The 21,240-nt window shown below is 69.0% G+C and carries 16 protein-coding genes; 6 read left to right on the top strand and 10 right to left on the bottom strand.

Annotation, left to right across the window (positions count from 1 at the left end; all coding sequences use genetic code 11):
- Nucleotides 1-176: 176 nt before the first annotated feature.
- On the bottom strand, nucleotides 177-2,843 hold the full coding sequence (alaS, locus tag ABZV44_RS17945; protein WP_354837559.1) for an alanine--tRNA ligase: 2,667 nt from the start codon (nucleotides 2,841-2,843) through the stop codon (nucleotides 177-179).
- A 71-nt stretch (nucleotides 2,844-2,914) separates the two neighbouring features.
- Here alaS and ABZV44_RS17940 point away from each other — a divergent pair, with 71 nt between their 5' ends.
- The gene (locus ABZV44_RS17940) at nucleotides 2,915-3,574 is read left to right on the top strand and encodes a CatB-related O-acetyltransferase (RefSeq protein WP_354837323.1); all 660 of its coding nucleotides are present in this window, start codon (nucleotides 2,915-2,917) and stop codon (nucleotides 3,572-3,574) included.
- A gap of 89 nt (nucleotides 3,575-3,663) precedes the next feature.
- On the opposite strand, the gene ABZV44_RS17935 is transcribed toward ABZV44_RS17940, so the two are convergent.
- Nucleotides 3,664-5,022, bottom strand: a complete 1,359-nt coding sequence (locus tag ABZV44_RS17935) for a replication-associated recombination protein A (protein ID WP_354837321.1) — start codon at nucleotides 5,020-5,022, stop codon at nucleotides 3,664-3,666.
- Nucleotides 5,023-5,094: 72 nt separating this feature from the next.
- A complete protein-coding gene (locus ABZV44_RS17930) occupies nucleotides 5,095-6,264 on the bottom strand; it encodes a kinase (protein WP_354837319.1) in 1,170 nt (389 codons plus the stop codon).
- Nucleotides 6,265-6,459: 195 nt separating this feature from the next.
- Between ABZV44_RS17930 and ABZV44_RS17925 the strand changes: the two genes are divergently transcribed.
- The gene (locus tag ABZV44_RS17925) at nucleotides 6,460-7,515 is read left to right on the top strand and encodes a hypothetical protein (protein ID WP_354837317.1); all 1,056 of its coding nucleotides are present in this window, start codon (nucleotides 6,460-6,462) and stop codon (nucleotides 7,513-7,515) included.
- 92 nt (nucleotides 7,516-7,607) lie between these two features.
- Here the strand turns inward: ABZV44_RS17925 and aspS are convergent, their stop codons facing one another.
- Nucleotides 7,608-9,401, bottom strand: a complete 1,794-nt coding sequence (gene aspS, locus ABZV44_RS17920; RefSeq protein ID WP_354837315.1) for an aspartate--tRNA ligase — start codon at nucleotides 9,399-9,401, stop codon at nucleotides 7,608-7,610.
- Between the two features lie 120 nt (nucleotides 9,402-9,521).
- Between aspS and ABZV44_RS17915 the strand changes: the two genes are divergently transcribed.
- Nucleotides 9,522-10,445: a neutral zinc metallopeptidase gene (locus ABZV44_RS17915; protein ID WP_354837313.1), complete on the top strand. Its 924-nt coding sequence runs from the start codon at nucleotides 9,522-9,524 to the stop codon at nucleotides 10,443-10,445.
- Nucleotides 10,446-10,792: 347 nt separating this feature from the next.
- Here the strand turns inward: ABZV44_RS17915 and ABZV44_RS17910 are convergent, their stop codons facing one another.
- From ABZV44_RS17910 to ABZV44_RS17895, 4 genes are all read right to left on the bottom strand, one after another.
- Complete coding sequence (locus ABZV44_RS17910) at nucleotides 10,793-11,872, bottom strand: 2-oxoacid:ferredoxin oxidoreductase subunit beta (protein ID WP_354837311.1); 1,080 nt, start codon at nucleotides 11,870-11,872, stop codon at nucleotides 10,793-10,795.
- The gene (locus tag ABZV44_RS17905; RefSeq protein WP_354837309.1) at nucleotides 11,872-13,911 is read right to left on the bottom strand and encodes a 2-oxoacid:acceptor oxidoreductase subunit alpha; all 2,040 of its coding nucleotides are present in this window, start codon (nucleotides 13,909-13,911) and stop codon (nucleotides 11,872-11,874) included. Before ABZV44_RS17905 ends, ABZV44_RS17910 begins: the two co-directional genes overlap by 1 nt.
- 106 nt (nucleotides 13,912-14,017) lie before the next feature.
- Entirely contained in the window at nucleotides 14,018-15,031 is a 1,014-nt protein-coding gene (locus tag ABZV44_RS17900; protein WP_354837302.1) for an Rv2578c family radical SAM protein, read from the bottom strand.
- Between the two features lie 31 nt (nucleotides 15,032-15,062).
- Nucleotides 15,063-16,049 carry an NAD-dependent epimerase/dehydratase family protein gene (locus ABZV44_RS17895; RefSeq protein ID WP_354837300.1) on the bottom strand — a complete coding sequence of 329 codons (987 nt, stop codon included), beginning with the start codon at nucleotides 16,047-16,049 and terminating at the stop codon, nucleotides 15,063-15,065.
- A 167-nt stretch (nucleotides 16,050-16,216) separates the two neighbouring features.
- On the opposite strand from ABZV44_RS17895, the gene ABZV44_RS17890 reads away from it, so the two are divergent.
- Together ABZV44_RS17890 and ABZV44_RS17885 are read left to right on the top strand one after the other, a co-directional pair.
- Nucleotides 16,217-16,516: a type VII secretion target gene (locus ABZV44_RS17890; protein WP_354837298.1), complete on the top strand. Its 300-nt coding sequence runs from the start codon at nucleotides 16,217-16,219 to the stop codon at nucleotides 16,514-16,516.
- Between the two features lie 74 nt (nucleotides 16,517-16,590).
- Entirely contained in the window at nucleotides 16,591-18,048 is a 1,458-nt protein-coding gene (locus tag ABZV44_RS17885) for a hypothetical protein (protein WP_354837296.1), read from the top strand.
- A 175-nt stretch (nucleotides 18,049-18,223) separates the two neighbouring features.
- On the opposite strand, the gene ABZV44_RS17880 is transcribed toward ABZV44_RS17885, so the two are convergent.
- Nucleotides 18,224-18,973, bottom strand: a complete 750-nt coding sequence (locus ABZV44_RS17880; RefSeq protein WP_354837294.1) for an SDR family oxidoreductase — start codon at nucleotides 18,971-18,973, stop codon at nucleotides 18,224-18,226.
- A 247-nt stretch (nucleotides 18,974-19,220) separates the two neighbouring features.
- Between ABZV44_RS17880 and ABZV44_RS17875 the strand changes: the two genes are divergently transcribed.
- On the top strand, nucleotides 19,221-20,093 hold the full coding sequence (locus ABZV44_RS17875) for a TIGR03619 family F420-dependent LLM class oxidoreductase (RefSeq protein ID WP_354837292.1): 873 nt from the start codon (nucleotides 19,221-19,223) through the stop codon (nucleotides 20,091-20,093).
- Nucleotides 20,094-20,116: 23 nt separating this feature from the next.
- Here ABZV44_RS17875 and ABZV44_RS17870 read toward each other — a convergent pair whose 3' ends face one another.
- Nucleotides 20,117-21,118 carry a malate dehydrogenase gene (locus tag ABZV44_RS17870; RefSeq protein WP_354837290.1) on the bottom strand — a complete coding sequence of 334 codons (1,002 nt, stop codon included), beginning with the start codon at nucleotides 21,116-21,118 and terminating at the stop codon, nucleotides 20,117-20,119.
- Nucleotides 21,119-21,240: the final 122 nt, after the last annotated feature.

The raw sequence follows: 21,240 nt of genomic DNA, 5'->3' as shown, positions 1-21,240 counted from the left end.
GGGGAGGGCCGCTCCGACGCGAAGCCCCGCCCGCCGGCCGAGACCCCGGAGGCCTCGGTCGGCGTGCGAGCAAATCCGGAGGAATGTCCCGAATCCGGCCGCGCCGGGTCTGCTTCGGGTACGGGCCGGGTCCCGTCTGCGGGACCCGGCGTGTCAGATGTGTCCGCGTCGCCCATTTATCCGGCGAGCTCGGCGACCCGCGCACGCAGGGCGGCCAGACCCGCCTCGATGCCCGACGGGTCCGAACCCGCGCCCTGGGCCATCTCGGGCTTGCCGCCACCCCGGCCGGAGATGGCCGGACCGAAGGCGGATACCAGATCCCCGGCCTTGATGCCGAGATCCTGGGCGGCCTTGGTGACCGCGGCGACGAACGGCACCTTGCCGTCGGCATGGCCGAGCAGCACCACGATGGCGGGCTCGGAACCGAAGCGGCCCTTGATGTCCTGCACCAGGGTGCGCAGATCGCCCGCGCCCACGCCCGCGGGCGCGGCGGCGGCGACCAGCAGCACCTTGCCGACCCGCTGGGCCTGCTCGACGAAGGTGCCCGCGCTCGACAGCACGGCCGCCATCTTGGTGCGCTCCAGCTCCTTCTCGGCGGTCTTGAGCCGCTCGACCAGCTGCTCGACGCGCCCCGGCACATCCTCGGAGGGCACCTTCAGCGACGAGGCGACACCGGCCAGCAGCGCCCGCTCCTTGGCCAGGTACTTGTAGGAGTCCAGGCCCACGAAGGCTTCCACGCGGCGGATGCCGGAACCGACCGACGACTCGCCGAGCACGGTGATCGGGCCGATCTGCGAGGAGTGCTGCACGTGGGTGCCACCGCAGAGCTCCATGGAGAACGGCCCGCCGATCTCCACGACCCGCACCTCGTCGCCGTAGTTCTCGCCGAACAGGGCCATGGCGCCCATCTTCTTGGCGGAGGTCAGGTCGGTGACGAAGGTGTTGACCTGGAAGTCGTCGGCCACCGCGTCATTGGAGACGGCCTCGATATCGGCCTTCTGCTGCTCGGACAGCGCGCCCTGCCAGTTGAAGTCGAAGCGCAGGTAGCCCGGCTTGTTGAGCGAGCCGGCCTGAACCGCGTTGGGGCCCAGCACCTGTCGCAGCGCGGCGTGCACCATGTGGGTGCCCGAGTGGCCCTGGGTGGCGCCACGCCGCCAGCCCGGATCGACCTGGGCCAGCACGGTGTCGCCCTCGGTGAGCTGACCGGCCTCGACGGTGGATTTGTGCACCCACACCTTCTTGGCGATCTTCTGCACGTCGTTGACCTTCACCTTGAGGCCGTGCGACGAGGCCAGCGACCCGCGGTCGGCGATCTGGCCACCGGACTCGGCATAGAGCGGGCTACGGTCCAGGATCACCTCGACGTCCTGCCCGGCCTCGGCGACCGGTACCCGGACGCCGTCCTTGATCAGGGCCAGCACCGTCGCCTCGGTCGACAGTTCGTCGAAGCCGGTGAACTCGGTCGCGCCACGGTCCACGAACTCCTTGTAGACGGTGAGGTCGGCGTGCGCGTGCTTGCGCGAGAGCGCGTCCTCCTTGGCCCGCTTGCGCTGCTCGGCCATGAGCGCGCGGAAGCCCTCCTCGTCGACCTGCAGGCCGGCCTCGGAGGCCATCTCGAGGGTCAGGTCGATCGGGAAACCGTAGGTGTCGTGCAGGGTGAACGCGTCGGTGCCGCTGATCTTCCTGCTGCCCTGGGCCTTCACCTCGTCGACGGTCTCGTCGAACAGCTTGGTGCCGGTGCTCAGGGTCTTGAGGAACGCGGCCTCCTCACCGACGGCCACCGTTTCGATGCGCTTGAAGTCGGTGGTGAGTTCCGGATAGGACGGCGACATCAGGTCGGCGACGACCTTGATGAACGCACCCATCACCGGCTGCTCGGCGCCCAGCAGGCGGGCCGAGCGCACGATACGGCGCAGCAGGCGGCGCAGCACGTAGCCACGGCCGTCGTTGCCGGGGTTCACGCCGTCGCCGATCAGCATGGCCGCGGTGCGGGCATGGTCGGCGATGACGCGAAAGCGCACGTCGTCGGCGTGCTCGACACCGTACGAGCGGCCGGTCAGCTCCTCGGCCTTGTTGATGATCGGGCGCAGCAGATCGGTCTCGTAGACATTGTCGACACCCTGCAGCAGGAACGCGACACGCTCGATGCCCATGCCGGTGTCGATGTTCTTCTTGGGCAGCGGGCCCAGGATCTCGAAGTCGTCCTTGCCGCGCCCGGCGCCGCGCTCGTTCTGCATGAACACGAGGTTCCAGATTTCGAGATAGCGGTCCTCGTCGGCCTCGGGGCCGCCCTCGATGCCGTATTCGGGGCCGCGGTCGAAGTAGATCTCCGAGCACGGGCCGCACGGGCCGGGGATGCCCATGGACCAGTAGTTGTCGGCCATGCCGCGGCGCTGGATGCGCTCGTCCGGCACGCCGAGCTCACGCCAGATCTGCTCGGCCTCGTCGTCGTCGAGATACACGGTGACCCAGAGCTTTTCCGGATCGAATCCGTAGCCGCCGTCCTCGACGGGGTTGGTGAGCAGCGACCAGGCCAGCTCCATGGCCCCGCGCTTGAAGTAGTCGCCGAAGGAGAAGTTGCCCGCCATCTGGAAGAAGGTGTTGTGGCGGGTGGTGACGCCGACGTTCTCGATATCGCCGGTACGGACACACTTCTGCACGCTGGTCGCGGTATCGAAGGGCGGGGTCTGCTGACCGAGGAAATACGGCACGAACTGGACCATGCCTGCGTTGACGAACAGCAGGTTGGGGTCGGCCAGGATCAGCGAGGCACTCGGTACCTCGGTATGTCCGGCCTTTACGAAATGCTCCAGGAAGCGCCGTCGAATCTCGTGGGTCTGCACAACCATCCAGCCTACCGGTCCGGGTCCAGGGAGTTTCCACCCACCACCGGGCGATAGCTACCATCGCCGGGGTGACTGTGATCCCGGACCCATCCCAGCGCTTCCCCCTCCCCCACGCGCGCCGCACCGTCTTCCTGAAACCGCACGTCACCTCGCCGAACATCGAGGTCGGCGACTTCAGCTACTTCGACGATCCGGACGCGGCGACCGCCTTCGAGACCAACAATGTGCTCTACGCCTTCGGCCCCGAGAAGCTGATCATCGGCAAATACTGCGCCATCGCGAGCAACACCCGCTTCATCATGGCCGGCGCCAACCACGCCACCTCGGGAGTGTCGACCTTCCCGTTCACCATCTTCGGCGGCACCTGGGCCGAGGAGACGATGGACATCATCACCTCGATTCCGTCCAGGGGCGACACCGTGGTCGGCAACGACGTGTGGATCGGCTACAACTCGTTGATCATGCCGGGCGTGCACATCGGCGACGGCGCGATCATCGCCACCGGCGCCGTCGTGACCTCCGACGTGCCGCCGTACACGATCGTCGGCGGCAACCCGGCGCAGGTGGTCAAGCAGCGTTTCCCGGACCAGGACGTGGCGCGCCTGCTGCGTGCCGCCTGGTGGAACTGGCCGCTCGAACTGGTCACCGAGCACGTGCGCGTGATCATGGCCGGCACCGCCGCCGACATCGAACGCATCGCCATCCACGAGGGACTGCTGGCGGACTGACCAGCGCCGCAAGCGCATTCGCGGCGCACCGAGCGACTGTTTCCGGCAGTCGCTGCAATTCGGCGCGTGACGCATCGGCGCACTCGGCGCTATTTACCCCGGACGATGCGGCGCAGTTTGGTGACGCGAGGACCCACTTCACGTTCGTAGCCGTGATCGGTCGGCCGGTAGTAGTCGACCCCGACCAGCTCGTCCGGTGGATATTGCTGGGAGAGAACGCCGTCCGGGTGGTCGTGCGGGTACTTGTAGCCCTGGGCATTGCCGAGCGCGGCGGCGCCGGCGTAGTGGCCGTCGCGCAGGTGGGCGGGCACCGCGCCCGCCTTGCCCGCGCGTACGTCGGCCATGGCGGCCGCGAGACTCTTGACCACCCCGCCCGACTTCGGGGCCGTGGCGATGTGAATCGTGGCCTGGGTCAAGGCCAATTGGGCCTCCGGCATACCGACCAGCTGGACGACCTGGGCGGCCGCGACCGCGGTCTGCAGGGCGGTGGGGTCGGCCATGCCGACCTCCTCGCTGGCCTGGATCATCAAGCGGCGGGCGATGAATCGCGGATCCTCGCCCGCGCTGATCATGCGGGCCAGGTAGTGCAGCGCGGCATCGACATCGGAGCCGCGCAGGGATTTGATGAAGGCGCTGATGACGTCGTAGTGCTGGTCGCCCGCACGGTCGTAGCGCACCGCCGCCTTGTCGACGCTGGCCTCGACCAACTCCACATCGACGGTGCCGTCCAGGGAGGATTCGGCCGACGCCTCCAACGCGGTGAGCGAACGCCGCGCATCACCGCCCGCGATCCGCACGATGTGGTCGAGCGCCGCATCCGTGACGGTGTACTCCCCCGCCAGCCCGCGCGGGTCGGCGATGGCCCGGGTGAGCACCGTGCGAACGTCGGCCTCCGACAGGGACTGCAGTTGCAGCACCAGCGAGCGGGACAGCAGCGGCGACACCACCGAGAACGACGGATTCTCCGTGGTCGCCGCGACCAGCAGCACGATCCGGTTCTCCACCGCCGCCAGTAGCGCGTCCTGCTGCGTCTTCGAAAACCGGTGCACCTCATCGATGAACAGCACGGTCTGTTCACCCACGGTGAGGCGGCGGCGGGCCAGATCGATGACCGCCCGCACCTCCTTGACGCCCGCCGACAGCGCCGACAGCGCTTCGAACCGCCGTCCGGTGGCCTGCGACAGCAGCGAGGCGAGGGTGGTCTTGCCGGTCCCGGGCGGTCCGTACAGCAGCACCGAAGCCGCCCCGGACCCTTCGATCAGCCGCCGCAGCGGCGACCCGGGCCCGAGCAGATGCTGCTGCCCGACCACCTCGTCGAGGGTGCGCGGTCGCATGCGTACGGCCAGCGGCGCGAATCGGTCGTCCCCGCTGGGAATGCGCGCGGCTCCCGCCTCGAAGTCGTCGACTACGGCCTGCGTGCCCGGCGCATCGAACAGCCCATCACTCACGCAACCGACCCTACCGACCGGCTCCGACACACTCGCCGACCGCGACGCCATCCCCCGACAGCGCGCGGCGGATCACTCCTCCCAGTGCTCTTCCAGCGTGGCCGAGACGTGTTCGGCGAAGTCGCCGAGGGTGTCGTCGCCGGTGCAGCGGGCGTCCTCGGCCAGGGCGGCCCAGCGGTTGATGAGGGCGGCCGAACGCGGGATGGACAGGCCGTGCTCGCGGGCGGCGGCGATGCGGGCGTGGTCGGCGGGCAGGAACCAGTAGGTGGACAGCCACACCCAGATGAGGCGCGCCTCGAGGATGCGCTCGGCGAGCACCTCGTCATCGGCGAGGGCCGGCCACACCGCCACCACCTCGGAGCGCCACGCCTCCACCATCTGGCGGGCGCGTTCGCGCGACAGCTCGAAATCGCACAGGCAGCCCGGGAAGGAGACCAGGGCATAGGCGATGTCGAGGGTGGCGTCGCGGAAGCCGCCCCACTCGTAGTCCAGGAACCGCGCGCCCTCGTCATTGAGGATGACATTGTCGGGGCACAGGTCGGAGGGGCTGAAGGCGCGGTAGCGCCCGGCGGAGAAGAGCCGGTTGCCGCGCACGATGCGCTCGGCGATCTCCCCCGGCACCTCGATGCCCAGCTCGCGCTGCAACATGATCGGCACCTCGGCGACCGCGGATTCGGCTTGCTGCGCGATGCCGTCCACGCGGTGCACCACATCGACGCGCCGCAGCAGCGCCACGAAGTCCGCCTCGCGGCCGACGGTCGCGGCGTGCATGCGGCCCAGTGCCTGAGCGAATGCCATGAGCGCATTGCGCCCGCTCGGTTCCACGCCGGACTGCAGGACCGCGGTCAGGGAGGTGTTCTCACCGAGGTCGCTGAGTATGAGCAGGCGGTCCGGGAGGCTGTAGCCGAGCAGGTAGGCGCCGGGCCGGTGGTCACGGCCGAGGGCGGTGGTGAATTGGTAGGAGACCGCCTCGCGCAGGAATGCGGAGTCGATGCTGGCGACACCGGGAGCCATGCCGCCGGTGCGCCGCTGCGTCGCCGTACCCGCTACCTGCTTCACAATCAGTGTGCGAGGTAGCGAAAAGGCGTTCTCTGCAACGCGGACACGGAGTACCGTCGTCCTACCACTGCCGCTGAGTTCCATCGGATCGCTCAGCTTCACCGGAGCACCCATTCGCTTCGTGAGCAACTGTTGTGCCGCGGACACGACTTCGGCGGCGCGTTCGGCCAATAGTGCGGTCATCGGAACCCAAGTTACTCCCGTCAGGTCACTTTCAGCGAGCGGTTGCGCAACCTTTCGCGCGTCGGGCGGCGTGTCTTTGTGATGGGTTTGCCCACGCGGCGCTGGTTGCTTGACACAACCAGGACCGTCTAGTTGTCTCATGGTCACTTGCTGTGCGCCACACCGTAAACCGGGAAATGTGAAAGGCTTGCGACCATGACTGGCACGCCGCCCTCAGCACCGTACGAGCCCTCCGGCGACCGTCCCGTCGCAGGGGGCGGCGAGCAGTATCCGTCCCACGCCGGGCAGCACCAAAACACCGAGCCCGCACCGGTTTCCGGCGCGCCCGAGCCGGGCCCCTCGCCCGGCCGCCACCAGCTGCCCGGCCTCGCCGGATACCCGCAATTCGACGGCCCCGGCGCCGCGCAGTACGGCAGCGAGCCGGTGGAACCTCCGCCGGCCTTCACCCCGCAGCCGGGCGCGCCGCAGCCGCCGGCCGGCTACGGCCCGGGCACGCCGCAGCAGTTGCCGCCGGCAGGCATGCCGCCCGGCGCGAATCCGCCTCCACCGGGCGGATTCCCGCCGGGTGCGATGCCGCCGCCCGCCGGTGCCCCGCCCGCCGAGCCGGCGCCGAAACAGGGCTATACATCCCCGCGCGAGACCCTCGACGTCGGCGCGGCCCTCGCCTACGGGTGGGATCGGTTCCGGCTCAATCCCATTCCGTGGGTGGGCATGGTGCTGATCGGCATGATCGCCTGGCTGGTGGTCACCTTGCTGGTGAATATGGTTGACGTGCAGTCGTTGTCGGCCGTCGTCCTGCTGTTCGCGGTGGCGTCGCTGGTGGTGTGGTTGCTGCAGGCCGCCATGATCCGCGGCGCACTGTACGAAACCGACGGGACGCCACCGGATTTCCCGGCCTTCTTCGGCTTCGTGAATGCCGGGAATGTACTGATCACCGCGCTCATCGTGTTCGCGCTGTGCCTCGTGGCCTCGATCGCGTGCGTGTTCCCGGCGATAATCGTGGGCGTGCTGTGCATGTTCGCGCTGCACTTCGTGATCGATCGGGACCAGAACCCGATCGCCGCAATCCAATCCAGCGTGCGGCTGGTGATCGCCAATGCCCTGCAGGTGACCCTGCTGGCGCTGGGGGTGCTGATCATGACCGTGATCGGCACGCTGCTGTGTGGATTGGGCCTGCTGGTGGCCGGACCGGTCACCGCCATCGCCACCACCTACGCCTACCGCTCGCTCACCAACGGGCTGGTGGTCTGAGCTCGATCCGCCCGCACGCGCGAGCCGCTGTCGACGACGGAGCCCGCCGGTATCGCTGATACCGGCGGGCTCGCGACGGTCCGGGCGCGCCCTTACTTGGCGTCGTCCTTGACCGGGTTGCCGTTCGCGTCGAGCTTGGCGTTGAGGCCCGCCTCCTGCCGCTGCTGCAGGGTGATCGGGGTGGGCGCGTCGGTGAGCGGGTCGACGCCGCCACCCGACTTCGGGAAGGCGATGACCTCGCGGATCGAGTCCACGCCGGCCAGCAGCGCGGTGATGCGGTCCCAGCCGAAGGCGATGCCACCCATGGGCGGCGCGCCGTAGGAGAAGGCGTCGAGCAGGAAGCCGAACTTCTCCTGGGCCTCCTCCTCGCCGATGCCCATCACCTGGAACACCCGCTCCTGCATGTCCCGGCGGTGGATACGGATGGAGCCGCCGCCGATCTCGTTGCCGTTGCAGACGATGTCGTAGGCGTAGGCCAGCGCCGAGCCCGGATCGGTGTCGAAGGTGTCCAGGTGCTCGGGCTTGGGCGAGGTGAAGGCGTGGTGCACGGCGGTCCAGGCCGAATAGCCCAGGGCCACATCGCCACTCGCGGTGGCGTCGGCGGTGGGCTCGAACATCGGGGCGTCCACGATCCACACGAAGGCCCAGGCGTTCTCGTCGATGAGGCCGCACTTGCGGGCGATCTCGCCGCGGGCCGCGCCCAGCAGCGCGCGGCTGGACTTCATGTCGCCGGCCGCGAAGAACACGCAGTCGCCGGGCTCGGCGCCGACCTGCTTGGCCAGACCCTCGCGCTCGGCGTCGGTGAGGTTCTTGGCGACCGGGCCGCCGAGGGTGCCGTCCTCGTTGAAGGTGATGTAGGCCAGGCCCTTGGCGCCGCGCTGCTTGGCCCACTCCTGCCAGGCGTCGAACTGGCGGCGGGGCTGCGACGCGCCGCCCGGCATGACGACCGCGCCGACGTAGGGAGCCTGGAACACGCGGAACTGCGTGTCCTTGAAGTACTCCATCATCTCGGTGATCTCGACCTCGAAGCGCAGGTCCGGCTTGTCCGAGCCGTAGCGGCGCATGGCCTCGGCGTAGGTCATGTGCGGGATCGGGGTCGGAATCTCGTAACCGACCAGCTCCCACAGCGCGGCCAGGACGTCCTCGGCCAGCAGGATGACATCCTCCTGCTCGACGAAGCTCATCTCGATGTCGAGCTGGGTGAACTCGGGCTGGCGGTCGGCGCGGAAGTCCTCGTCGCGGTAGCAGCGCGCGATCTGGTAGTAGCGCTCGATGCCGCCGACCATGAGCAGCTGCTTGAACAGCTGCGGCGACTGCGGCAGGGCGTAGAACTTGCCGGGCTGCAGGCGGGCCGGAACCAGGAAGTCGCGCGCGCCCTCGGGGGTGGAGCGGGTCATGGTCGGGGTCTCGACCTCGACGAACGCGTGCTTGGCCAGCACGGCGCGGGCGGCGGCGTTCACCTTGGAGCGCAGGCGGATCGTGTGCGCCGGGCCTTCGCGGCGCAGGTCCAGGTAGCGGTACTTGAGGCGGGCTTCCTCGCCCGGCTCGTCGTCGAGCTGGAACGGCAGCGGCGCGGCCTCGTTCAGCACCTCGAGCTCGGTCACGTTGACCTCGATGGCGCCGGTCGGCAGGTTCGGGTTCTCGCTACCGGCCGGGCGGTTCTCGACCACGCCGACGATCTTCACCACGAACTCGTTGCGCAGCTTGTGGGCGGCCGCCGCGGGTTCGCCTTCACGGAAGACGGCCTGGGCAACACCCGACGCATCGCGCAGATCGATGAAGATCACGCCACCGTGGTCTCGCCGCCGGGCCACCCAGCCGGTGAGGGTGACGGTCTGACCGGCGTGCTCGCTTCGCAGCGAACCAGCCAAGTGGGTGCGCAGCACGGGATTCCTTTCGACGGGCTCGAAGCACCGGTGAGGTGTGACCAGGTGCAGACCCATCGTAGAGAGACACGTTCAGCGAGTGGAAACCGATATCGACTCGCCCGTGTCACAGTGATAGCCATGACCTTCAACGAGGGCCTGCAAATCGACCCGAACCGGGCGAGTGGTGGCGGTGGCGGACCGGGTATGGGCGGTGGATTGGCTCTCGGCGGCGGTGCGCTGGGCATCATCGCGGTGATCGCGGCACTGATCTTCGGCGGCGACCCGGGCAGCATTCTCGGCCAGTTCACGGGCGCGGACAGCAATGCCAAGTCGGGCACCGCGATCCTGCCCACGCACTGCAAGACCGGTGCCGACGCCAACAAGTACGTCGACTGCCGCGTCATCCTCACCGCCCAGAGCCTCGACGCGATCTGGGGCACCGAACTGCCGAAGCAGACCAACCGCAAGTACGTGGTCCCGAAGCTCAACCTCTTCTCCGGCGCGGTCAGCACCGGCTGCGGTCGTGCCTCCTCGGCGGTCGGCCCGTTCTACTGCCCCGCCGATCAGACCGCCTACTTCGACACCAGCTTCTTCCAGGAACTGGTCGACCGCTTCGGCTCCAGCGGCGGCCCGCTCGCTCAGGAGTACGTGGTCGCCCACGAGTTCGGCCACCACATCCAGAACCTGCTCGGCGACATCAACCGCGCCCAGCGCGACCCCCAGGGCGCCACCTCCGGCGCGGTCCGCACCGAACTCCAGGCCGACTGCTACGCCGGGGTCTGGGCCAACTACGCCGACAAGCTCCCCGCGCCCGGCTCCAACACACCCTTCCTGAAGCCGTTGACCGACAACGACATCCGCGACGCGCTCTCCGCCGCGTCCGCCGTCGGCGACGACCGCATCCAGAAGGCCGCCACCGGCCGCGTCAACCCCGAAGCCTGGACCCACGGCTCGTCGGAGGAACGGCAGAAGTGGTTCCTGACCGGCTACAAGACCGGCCAGGTCAAGGCCTGCGACACCTATTCGGCCCGGGACCTGAACAACCCGCCCGCTCTCCGCTGACCCGACATTCCTCCGGTCCCCAGCCTCGAACAGGCTGGGGACCTTGCCATTTCCGGCCCCTCACCCGTTTCGCTCGGGGCGAGGGCGGGATCCGGGGTGGGTCGGCGTGGCAGCACGGGTGTGGCGTGCGGTTGGCGGCAGAATCGGCGGCGGCGGGTGGCTGCCCGCAAGGGAATTCGGAGGAATGTGATGCGGACAGCCAGGGCGGCAAGACTTTTCGGCGAGGATCGTGTACGCGCCCGAGCTCGGCGACGGGCTCGACGATGACGAGAAGGCGTCCCGCAAGCGCTTCGACGATCTGTTCCAGCGCTTGCTGAACGCCTTCGTTCCGGCCTAGCGGCGAAAGATCAGCCGACCGTCCAGGTTTCGCGGCCGGTGAGCAGCTCCTGCAGCGAGTTCTCGCTCACCGGTTTGCGTTCGACGGCGGTGGTCAACTGGGCGCGGACGCCGTCGTCGTAGGTGGGGCGGGAGACGCTGCGGAAGATGCCGGTCACCACGTGGGTGAGGTCCTGGTCGGACAGGCGGGACAGGGCGTAGGCGTATTCGGGGTGGTCGGTATAGGCGTCGTGGACCACGATCTCGGCCTCGGCGACACTGTCGGCGCGCGCCACCCGCAGGCCGAAACCAGCACGGACCACCGCGAATTCACCGTCCGCGCCGAACCGAATGGGCTCACCGTGCCGCAACCGGACCAGATGGGATTCGGCGTTCTCCCGGCGTAGCGCGTCGAAGGAGCCGTCGTTGAAGATCGGGCAGTCCTGCAGGATCTCCACGAACGAGGTGCCGCGGTGTTCGGCGGCGGCGCGCAGCACCTCGGTGAGCCCGGCCCGATCCGAGTCCAGCGCACGGGCGGCGAAGGTGGCCTCGGCGCCCAGCGCCACCGACAGGGTGTTGAACGGATGGTCGACCGAGCCCATCGGGGTGGACTTGGTGACCTTGCCGGTCTCCGAGGTCGGTGAGTACTGGCCCTTGGTGAGACCGTAGATCCGGTTGTTGAACAACAGGATCGTCATGTTCACATTGCGGCGCAGCGCGTGGACGAGGTGATTGCCGCCGATGGACAACGCGTCGCCGTCACCGGTCACCACCCAGACCGACAGGTCGGGCCGGGTCACCGCCATGCCCGTGGCAATGGCCGGCGCGCGACCGTGGATCGAGTGGATCCCGTATGCCTCCAGGTAGTACGGGAACCGGCTCGAGCAGCCGATGCCGGACACGAACATGAGGTTCTCGCGCTCGAGACCCAGATCGGCCAGGAAGCCGCGCACGGTGGCCAGAATGACGTAGTCGCCGCACCCGGGGCACCAGCGCACCTCCTGATCGGAGGTGAAGTCCTTCGCCTTCTGCGGCCGGTCGGCCCGCGGCACGCCGGACAGTCCGGTGAGGCCGAGATCGGTACCCACGAGCGGGTTTTCGAGAATGGTCATCAGTTGCCCCCTGGGGTGCGGTAGGTCGCCCGCGCGCGAGCGGCGAAGGCCTTGGCCTGTTCCATCTCCGCGATGGAACCGTCCAGGGCCGCGTCGATGACGCCGACCAGTTCCTGTGCTTGGAAGGCGGTGCCGGCGATCTTGGTCCACGGCTGCACGTCGACCAGGTAGCGGGCGCGCAGCAGCATGGCCAGCTGGCCGCCGTTCATCTCCGGGCAGACCACGGTGCGGTAGCGGCGCAGCACCTCACCGAGGTTGGGCGGGAAGGGGTTCAGGTTCCGCAGATGCGCCTGCGCCACCGGCACCCCGCGCCGCCGTGCCCGCCGGCATGCCTCGCCGATCGGCCCGTAGGAGCTGCCCCAGCCGATGAGCAGCAGTTCGGCGCGGTCACCCGGATCGTCCACCTCGAGGTCGGGCACCGCGATGCCGTCGATCTTGGCCTGCCGGATCCGCACCATCAGCTCGTGATTGGCCGGGTCGTAGGAGATATTGCCGCTGCCGTCGGCCTTTTCGAGCCCGCCGATGCGGTGGGCGCGGCCCACGGTGCCGGGCACGGCCAGCGGCCGGGCCAGGGTCTCCGGATCGCGCGCGTAGGGCTGGAACGAATCGCCCTCCGCGCCCTCGGGTTCGAAGCCCGGATCGATCGGGGCCAGCTCGGTGACCTGCGGAATCGCCCACGGCTCGGAACCATTGGCGATGGCGCCGTCGGACAGCAGCAGCACGGGCGTGCGGTAGGTCAGCGCGATGCGGGCGGCGTCGACCGCGGCGTCGAAGCAGTCCGCCGGTGAGCGCGGCGCGACGACGGCCACCGGCGACTCGCCGTTGCGCCCGTAGAGCGCCTGCAGCAGGTCGGCCTGTTCGGTCTTGGTGGGCAGGCCGGTGGAGGGCCCGCCGCGTTGCACGTCGATGATCACCAGCGGCAGCTCGGTCATGACGGCCAGGCCGATGGTCTCGCTCTTGAGCGCCAGCCCCGGCCCAGAGGTACTGGTGACCCCGAGCGCGCCGCCGAGTGCGGCGCCCAGCGCCGCGCCGATGCCGGCGATCTCGTCCTCGGCCTGGAAGGTGGTGACGCCGAAGTTCTTGTGTTTGCTCAGTTCGTGCAGGATGTCCGAGGCCGGGGTGATCGGGTAGGTGCCCAGGAAGACCGGCAGCCCGGACAGCTGCCCGGCGGTGACGATGCCGTAGGCGAGCGCGGTATTGCCGGTGATCTGCCGGTAGGTGCCGACCGGCAGCGTCGCGGGGGCTATCTCGTAGGTGGTGGCGAAGGCCTCGGTGGTTTCGCCGTAATTCCAGCCTGCCCGGAATGCGAGGATATTCGCTTCGGCGACATCCGGTGTGGCCGCGAATTTCTCCCGCATGAACTGCTCGGTGCCACCGATGGGCCGCCCGTACATCCACGACAGCAAGCCGAGCGCGAACATATTCTTCGCGCGCTGCCCATCTTTCTTACCCACACCGGTCGGTTCGGTTGCCCCGAGCGTCAGGGATGTCATGGGCACCCGGTGCACCACGAAATCGGTCAGCGTGTCATCGGCGAGCGGATCACCGGCATAGCCGACCTTGGTCAGATTCCGTTTGGTGAATTCGTCAGTATTCACGATCACCGTCGCACCGCGGGCCAAATCCTCCAGATTCGCCTTCAGCGCAGCAGGATTCATGGCGACCAATACGTCGGGCTGGTCCCCCGCGGTGAGGATGTCGTAGTCCGCGATCTGGATCTGGAACGACGACACGCCCGGCAGCGTGCCCTGGGGCGCGCGGATCTCGGCAGGGAAGTTCGGCTGGGTGGCAAGGTCATTGCCGAAGGCGGCGGCCTCGTGGGTGAAACGGTCACCGGTGAGCTGCATACCGTCACCGGAGTCACCCGCAAAGCGGATGACGACTCTTTCCAATTTCTCGACCGCCAATTTCGCTGTGGCGCCACCGTTTCCGGCCGCCGCGACCCCGCCGTCGGACGGAGCTTTCACAGTGCTGTTGTGCAGCGGAGCCACAGTATCCTTGTGCGGCAGCGCCGCAGGGTCGTCATGCTGCGAAACCATGCGCGTGCATCACTTCCTCGTCAGGTGTGAGGTACCAACGCCAAACTACTCCGCAATATTCGCGACACACCCGTGATGCGCAATGGTTTCGATCAAAGAACCGCCGTCAGGCGAACAACGCCAGCTGCGGATCGGGCGTGTGCGATTCGGCGACGCGGACCTCGGGTTCGGCCGGCCGATCGCGGTTCAAACGGTGTTTCTCCAGCAACGGCCCGATTCGGCCGCGTAGCCACGCAGAATACTCCGGTGTCACCGAAGCACCCCGACCATACAGTTGCCGGTAGCGTCGCAGCAGCGCCGGGTGGGCTTCGGCCAGCCAATTGAGGAACCAGCCGCGCGTGGAGCCGCGCAGATGCATGGGGAACGCCGTGACACCGGCGGCCCCGGCCTCGGCGATGGCGGCGAAGAGCGCGTCGAGATGCGCCTGGGAGTCGGTGAGGTATGGAATCACCGGGGCCACCATGACATTCACCGCGAATCCGGCGTCGGCCAGGGCGCGCACCAGTTCCAGCCGCGCCCGCGGCGAGGGCGTGCCCGGCTCGAGGCCGCGGTGCAGCTCCGGATCCAGGATGGCGATGGAGACGGCGAGGTGCACCGGCACCTGCCCGGCAGCCTGGACCAGCAGCGGCAGATCCCGCCGCAGCAGCGTGCCCTTGGTGAGAATGGAGAACCCGGTGCCGGAGTCGGCGAGCGCGGAGATGATGCCGGGCATGAGCCGGTAGCGGCCCTCGGCGCGCTGATAGGGATCGGTATTCGTGCCCAGCGCAACCGATTCCCGCCGCCACGACCGCTTGTGCAGTTCGCGCCGCAGCACCGGGACCACATTGGTCTTGACCACGATCTGGGAGTCGAAATCGGCCCCCGCATCCAGGTCGAGGTACTCGTGCGTGCCGCGGGCGAAGCAGTAGCGGCACGCGTGCGAGCAGCCCCGCATGGGGTTGATGGTCCAGCTGAAGGGCAGATTGCTGTCGGGCACCCGGTTCAGGGCACTCTTGCAGAGCACCTCGTGAAACGTGATGCCCTCGAACTCGGGCGTCTGTACGCTGCGTACGAAACCCGCACGTTCGAGCCCGGGTAGCGCGCCGTCATCGGCGCCGAGGGTTTGCCTTTGCCAACGCACCACCCCAGTCGAACACGTGTTCTAACGACTGTCAAGCAATCTTCTGCGTGTCGGACTCGATCGGCTGCCCGTTGTAGAAGGCGACCAGATCCCGAATGGTCTGCTCGGCGGGCCGCGGCCGGTAGCCGAGTTCCTCGGTGGCCTTGGTGTGCTCGACGATCGGCGCCGACAGCAGCGCGCCCATGGCCGCCTTGGAGATGCGGTCACTGCCCAGCGCACGGGCGACGGGCTCCATGACCGGCATGCAGGCATTGATGACCTTGGCCGGAATCGCGAAGGCGGGCTTCATCTTCCCGTTGACCTCGGCGGCGGTGCGGGTGGCCTGGAACATGTCGGTGAAGTGCCCGCCGAGCAGGTAGTTCTCACCGGTGCGGCCGCGCTCGCTCGCGAGCACCAGACCCTGGGCCACGTCGCGCACGTCGACCAGGTCGAAGCCGCCGCTGATCATCACCGGCACCCGGCCGCGCGCGGCGTCCCACAGCGTGGTGTTGATGCGCGAGGCGGTGTTGTCGATCGGGCCGTACACACCGGTCGGGTTGCACACCACCGCGTCCAGGCCCTTGTCGATGATCTTGCGCAGCTCGATCTCGCCCTGCCACTTGGAGCGGTCGTACACCGGCAGCTCGGGATCGATGGACCGCGGCGAGCGCTCGTTGATCCGGCCGCCACAGCTGTACTGGTTGAACGCGTGAATGGAGCTGGTGTGCACCATCCGCCGCACGCCGACCTCGCGCGCGGCGTCCGCGACGATGCGCACGCCCTCGGTGTTGACCCGCCAGGCCACGTCGTTCTTGTGGGCCAGGGTGATGAGCGCGACCAGGTGGTAGACCACCTCGGCCCCGTCCAGCGCCGCGCGCATGGACGCCGGGTCCAGCACGTCACCGTTGACCCAGGCGACACCGGGCCGGCTCGCGCCCGCGACCCGGTCGATGGCAGTCACTTCGTGACCGCGATCGGTAAGCAGGCGAAGCAAATTGGTGCCAAGGAACCCGGCGGCGCCGGTGACTGCGACCTTCATGGAGACGAGAATATAGAACTTGTTCTAATTTGCAACAACGGTGTGGTTGCGGTGTGGCCGCGCACGCCACGCCGGTCTGGACGATGGACGGGATATATTCGCCATCCGCATGTCCATGACGATCAGGGGGGTACTGCCATGGCCGAGCTCTGGTCGACACCGGTGCGGTGCGTACATTCGCCGCCACCCAGGACGGCGTCGCCGCCGACATCGCCGCCCAGGGCGGCCTCGACACGGTGTCCCACGTCGCGGCCATGACACCGGTCTTCGGACTCGTCGGCGCGGACTTCCTGGCCGGCTTCGCGGTCGCCGAACTCCTGCACGATCGCGACATCGCCGCCCTCTCGGCCCGCTTCGGCGTCCTCGGCCGGGCCGCCTTCGGATCGGCCGCCACCTACGACACCACCGACGCCGACTTCGCCGGGGGCCTCGGCACGGCCGCCGGGCAGATCGGCGAACGGGTATGAGGCCGATCGACTCCGGCGTCATCGATGCCGTCCGCCCGGCAGATCCGGACACCGGTGCGAGGGGAGCCGGCAACGTGAGCGTCATCGGTCCGATCCCGGATCTGCCGCTGGGCACACTGCCCACCGACATGCCGCCGTTCGAATCGCCGGAATTCGCGCTCGCGCGTAAGGAATTCGAGCAGGCCGGCTCGCCGCTCGCCGGAGGAGTCCCGGGCGGTGCTGCCGCGGAGTCACGGACCGGCACGCTCGGCGACACGGTCGCGCCGGCGCTGGACGGTGCCCACGGTGCACTCTCGGGCGCGCAGGACGCACTCGGCAGTGCCGAGGCCGTGCTCGGTTCCGCGGACGCCGCCCTGACCGCGGTGCCCGCCGCGCTCGATGCCGCCCAGGCCGCATTGGCCCGGGCCGCCGCCGATCCCGCGGCCGCGTTGCCGCCGCTGCCCGCCGATCCGGTCGGCGATCTCATGAAGGGCCTGGCGCTTCCCGCGATTCCCGGACTGGACGCGCTCTTCGAGCCGTTCCTGGACCTGTTGCAGAGCTTCGGCACCGGCATCCTCGGCCCGCTGAATCCGGCGACCCTGCTCAGCACCGGGTCGAAGGTCATCGTGGCCGCGGTACAGATCGGCGGGGGCGCGCTCGAGACCGTCGAATCCCTGTGGCAGGGCCAGGCTTCCCAGCGTGCGCAGGAGTCGGGCCGGCAGGCCGGGAATCACGGCCGGGCGACCGCCCAGCGCGGCTGCGATCTGTCGTCGATCACCACTCGGGCCGCGGCCGTGGTGCAGCGGGGCAATATCCAGCTCACCGCCATCGCGGAGGCCTTCGCCGCCGAGGCCACGGCGCTGGCCCCGCTGATCCTGACCCCGATCGGCCAGACCACGCTGATCGCCTCGGCCACCCGGCATCTCGGCGAGGCCGTCGCGGTCGTGAACGCCACGCACGGCGAACTCTCGGTCTACACCGCGCAGGTGCACGCCATCATCGGTCAGCTGCTCGGCCAGGGCGGCGGCCCGAACCCGGCCGAGGTCGCACAGTGGCTGGCACAGAATGTCGGCCGGCCGATCCTGGCGCAGGCCGAGGGCCTGTTCGGCAGCGGCCTGCAGGCAGCCACCCACACGCCCGGCGCCCCCCGGAAGGCCGATCCGGTCAGTGGTCTCCCGAACACCACGGCCGCAGGGGCCGGCGGGCCCCGAGCCGGTGCCGGCGGTCTCGGCGGCGGCCTGCCGTCAATCCCTGGCGGCCCCGGGTCCTCGATCCCCGGTGGCAAGGTCACCAACCCCGCCAACCCGTTCGGCGCAGGCGCGGCCCGCATCCCCGGCCTCGGCGGCCCGGCCGGTACGGGCTACATGGGCTCCCCTGCTGCGGCGGGCACGAGCCAGGGCGGTGCGGCCGATGCCAAGCACGGCCGCACCGTGCGGCCGCATCAAAGCCACACCGCCGAAAGCGAACTCACCGGCAACCTGGGCACCTTCGCCCCCGGTGTCATCGGCGGGCCGGCGGAAAGCACGGACGCGGCCGAGACCGATCCGGCCTGATCCGGGTGCGGCACAGCCGCTTTCGTGGCGGCACGGTCGTCTCCGGACAGCAGAATGCCGCGGCGATCGGGTCGGGTACCCCGGTCACCGCGGCATCGGTGGAGGCCGAAATGCGGCTGTACACCCCGCGGGCTCGGCCACCGTTCAGGGCGCGCGGTCGGCGCGCCGCGGTGGATTACACCGCGGTCGGCCGCGTCTGCGCGTCGATTCCGCCGTCGATGACGAACTGGGCGCCGTGGATGAAGCCGGCCTGCGGGCCGACCAGATAGGCGATGAGGGAGGCGATCTCCTCGGGCTTGCCATTGCGGCCGATGGGGGCCACGAAGTTGCGGATGGCGTCACCGTAGCGCGGATCGTCCAGACCGGCCTGCAGCAGCGGGGTTTCGACGCTGCCGGGGGCGACGGTGTTCAATCGCACGCCGGCGGCGCCCCACTCGACGGCGCGTTCGCGCACGGCCACGGTGACGGCGTTCTTGGAGGACGCGTAGGCGTAGTGGCCCGCGAAATCCCCGGCCTGGGCGAAGGCCTCGGCCTCGGTGCCCGTGCGGATCGGATTGTCCTCCCACTTGATCTGGGTGGAGGCCACCGACGAAACGACCACGGCCGCAGGGTTTTCGCCCTTGCGCAGCGCGGGCAGCAGGGCATCGAGCAGGGCCACGGTGGCCCGGTAGTTGATCTCCACCACCAGGTTCGGGTCGGGCACCTGCGGGCCGACACCGGCACACAGCACCACGCCGTCCAGCACTCCCCCGGATCGCTCCACGATCTCCTCGACCGCGGCCGCACGCGCCGCGGCGTCGGTGAGGTCGACGGTGATGTCGGCGTTGCGCAGGTCGATCCCGATGATGTCGTGCCCGGCGGCGCGCAGAGCGGCGGCGGTGGCCGCGCCGATGCCCGAGCCGGAGCCGGTGATGGCGATCGTCATGACGCGATTAGAACAAGATCCAGGAATCCGGACAAGCCCACCGGGACGGGCATCTCAGCCACCGGGACGGCTACGACCGGGCGGTCTGCCGCTGGGATACGACAGGTGAGCACCTCCAGCAGGATCGGGTGCGGAGGGTGCGGATCGCTCGTTCGACTGCCTTTCCCGCGAGCCTCCCGCTAGCATCACTCACAGAACTAGAATCGGTTCTAGTTTTTGTACTGGCTCACTGTCGAGAGGACGATCGATGCGCTTCACCTACGCGGAGGCGATGACCAACCCGGATTACTACATCCCCCTCGCGCAGGCCGCCGAGGCCGCCGGGTTCCACAGCATCACCGTGGCCGACAGCATCGCCTACCCGGCCGAGTCGGATTCCAAGTACCCCTACACCGCCGACGGCAATCGCGAGTTCCTGGACGGCAAGCCGTTCATCGAGACCTTCGTGCTGTCGGCCGCCCTCGCAGCGGCCACCACCACGCTGCGCATGACCCCGTTCGTGCTCAAGCTGCCCATCCGCCCGCCGGTGCTGGTGGCCAAGCAGGCCAGTTCGCTGGCCCGCCTGAGCAACAACCGCTTCGCCCTGGGCGTGGGCATCAGCCCGTGGCCGGAGGACTTCCAGATGATGGGCGTCCCGTTCGAGAAGCGCGGCAAGCGCCTGGACGAGTGCATCGAGATCGTGCGCGGCCTGTCCACCGGCGAGTACTTCGAGTACCACGGCGAGTTCTACGACATTCCCAAGATCAAGCTCACCCCCGCCCCGACCCAGCCACTGCCGATCCTGGTCGGCGGGCACAGCGATGCCGCGCTGCGCCGCGCGGTGCGGCTGTGCGACGGCTGGATGCACGCCGGCGGCAAGGGCGACGACCTGGACAAGTACCTGGCGCGGATCAACGAATTGCGCAGTGAGCGCGACAATCCGGGCGAGTTCGAGATCCACGCGGTCTCCCGCGACGGCTACACCACCGACGGGGTGAAGCGCCTCGAGGAGAAGGGCATCACCGATCTGATCGTCGGCTTCCGCAACTCGTACGCGATGGAGCCCGACACGGAGTCGCTGGAGGAGAAGATCGTCAAGATCAAGTGGTACGGCGAGAACGTGATCAGCAAGCTCAGCTGATCACCTCCGCTCGCCGGTACTGATCAGGACCGCTTGGCGTACCCCAGGTCGACCACGGCGTCGCGCTCGCTCACGAGTTCCGCGACGCTGTGGTCGATCCGGGTGCGGGCGAACTCGCCGATCTCCAGGTCCGGCACGATGGTGTACTCGCCATCGGCGCAGGTCACCGGGAACGAGCTGATCAGTCCCTCGGGCACGCCGTAGGAGCCGTCCGAGGGCACCGCCATCGAGGTCCAGTCTCCGGGCGCGGTACCCAGCACCCAGTCGTGGATGTGGTCGATGGCGGCGCTGGCCGCGCTCGCCGCCGAGGACGCGCCGCGCGCCTTGATGATGGCGGTGCCACGCTGCTGCACGGTCGGGATGAAATCGCCGGTCACCCAGGCATCGTCGGCGATCAGCTCGAGCGCGCCGCGCCCGCCGACCGTCGCATGGGCGAGGTCCGGGTACTGCGTCGCGGAGTGATTGCCCCACACCGTGATCCGCGCGATGTCGGCGGCCGCCGCCCCGGTCTTCTTCGCCACCTGCGCGATCGCGCGATTGTGGTCGAGCCGGGTGAGCGCGGTGAACCGCCCGGCGGGCACGTCGGGCGCATTGCTCATGGCGATGAAGGCATTGGTATTGGCCGGATTCCCGACCACCAGCACCCGGATGTCCTCTGCCGCATTGGCATTGATGGCCGCGCCCTGATCGGTGAAGATCGGCCCGTTGGCCGCCAGCAGGTCCGAGCGTTCCATGCCCGCGGTCCGCGGCCGCGCGCCCACCAGAATCGCGATATTGGCCCCGTCGAACCCGATCCACGGATCATCGGCGATATCGATGCCCGCCAGCAGCGGGAACGCCCCGTCCTCGAGTTCCATCGCCACGCCCTCGAGCGATCCGACGGCGGCCGGAATCTCCAGCAGCCGCAACCGCACCGGCGTCTCGGACCCGAGTAGCGCCCCCGACGCGATGCGGAAGAGCAATCCGTAGGCGATCTGCCCGGCGGCTCCGGTCACGGTGACGGTCACTGGCGCGATGGTGCTCACGACGATCTCCTCGCGATGGCGGGTAGGTCCGTCTTCACCCTAGCCAGGCTCACTCCCCCGCGTCCCGCCCCGTGAGCAGCACGTGAGCAAACAGACACCGGCACCGGCCGGTGAATCCGGCT

It is taken from the genome of Nocardia sp. NPDC004860 (assembly GCF_040609015.1).
Classification (GTDB): Bacteria; Actinomycetota; Actinomycetes; order Mycobacteriales; family Mycobacteriaceae; genus Nocardia.
Note: the sequence above shows the minus strand (reverse complement) of the source record. Positions and strands in the feature narration are given on the sequence as shown.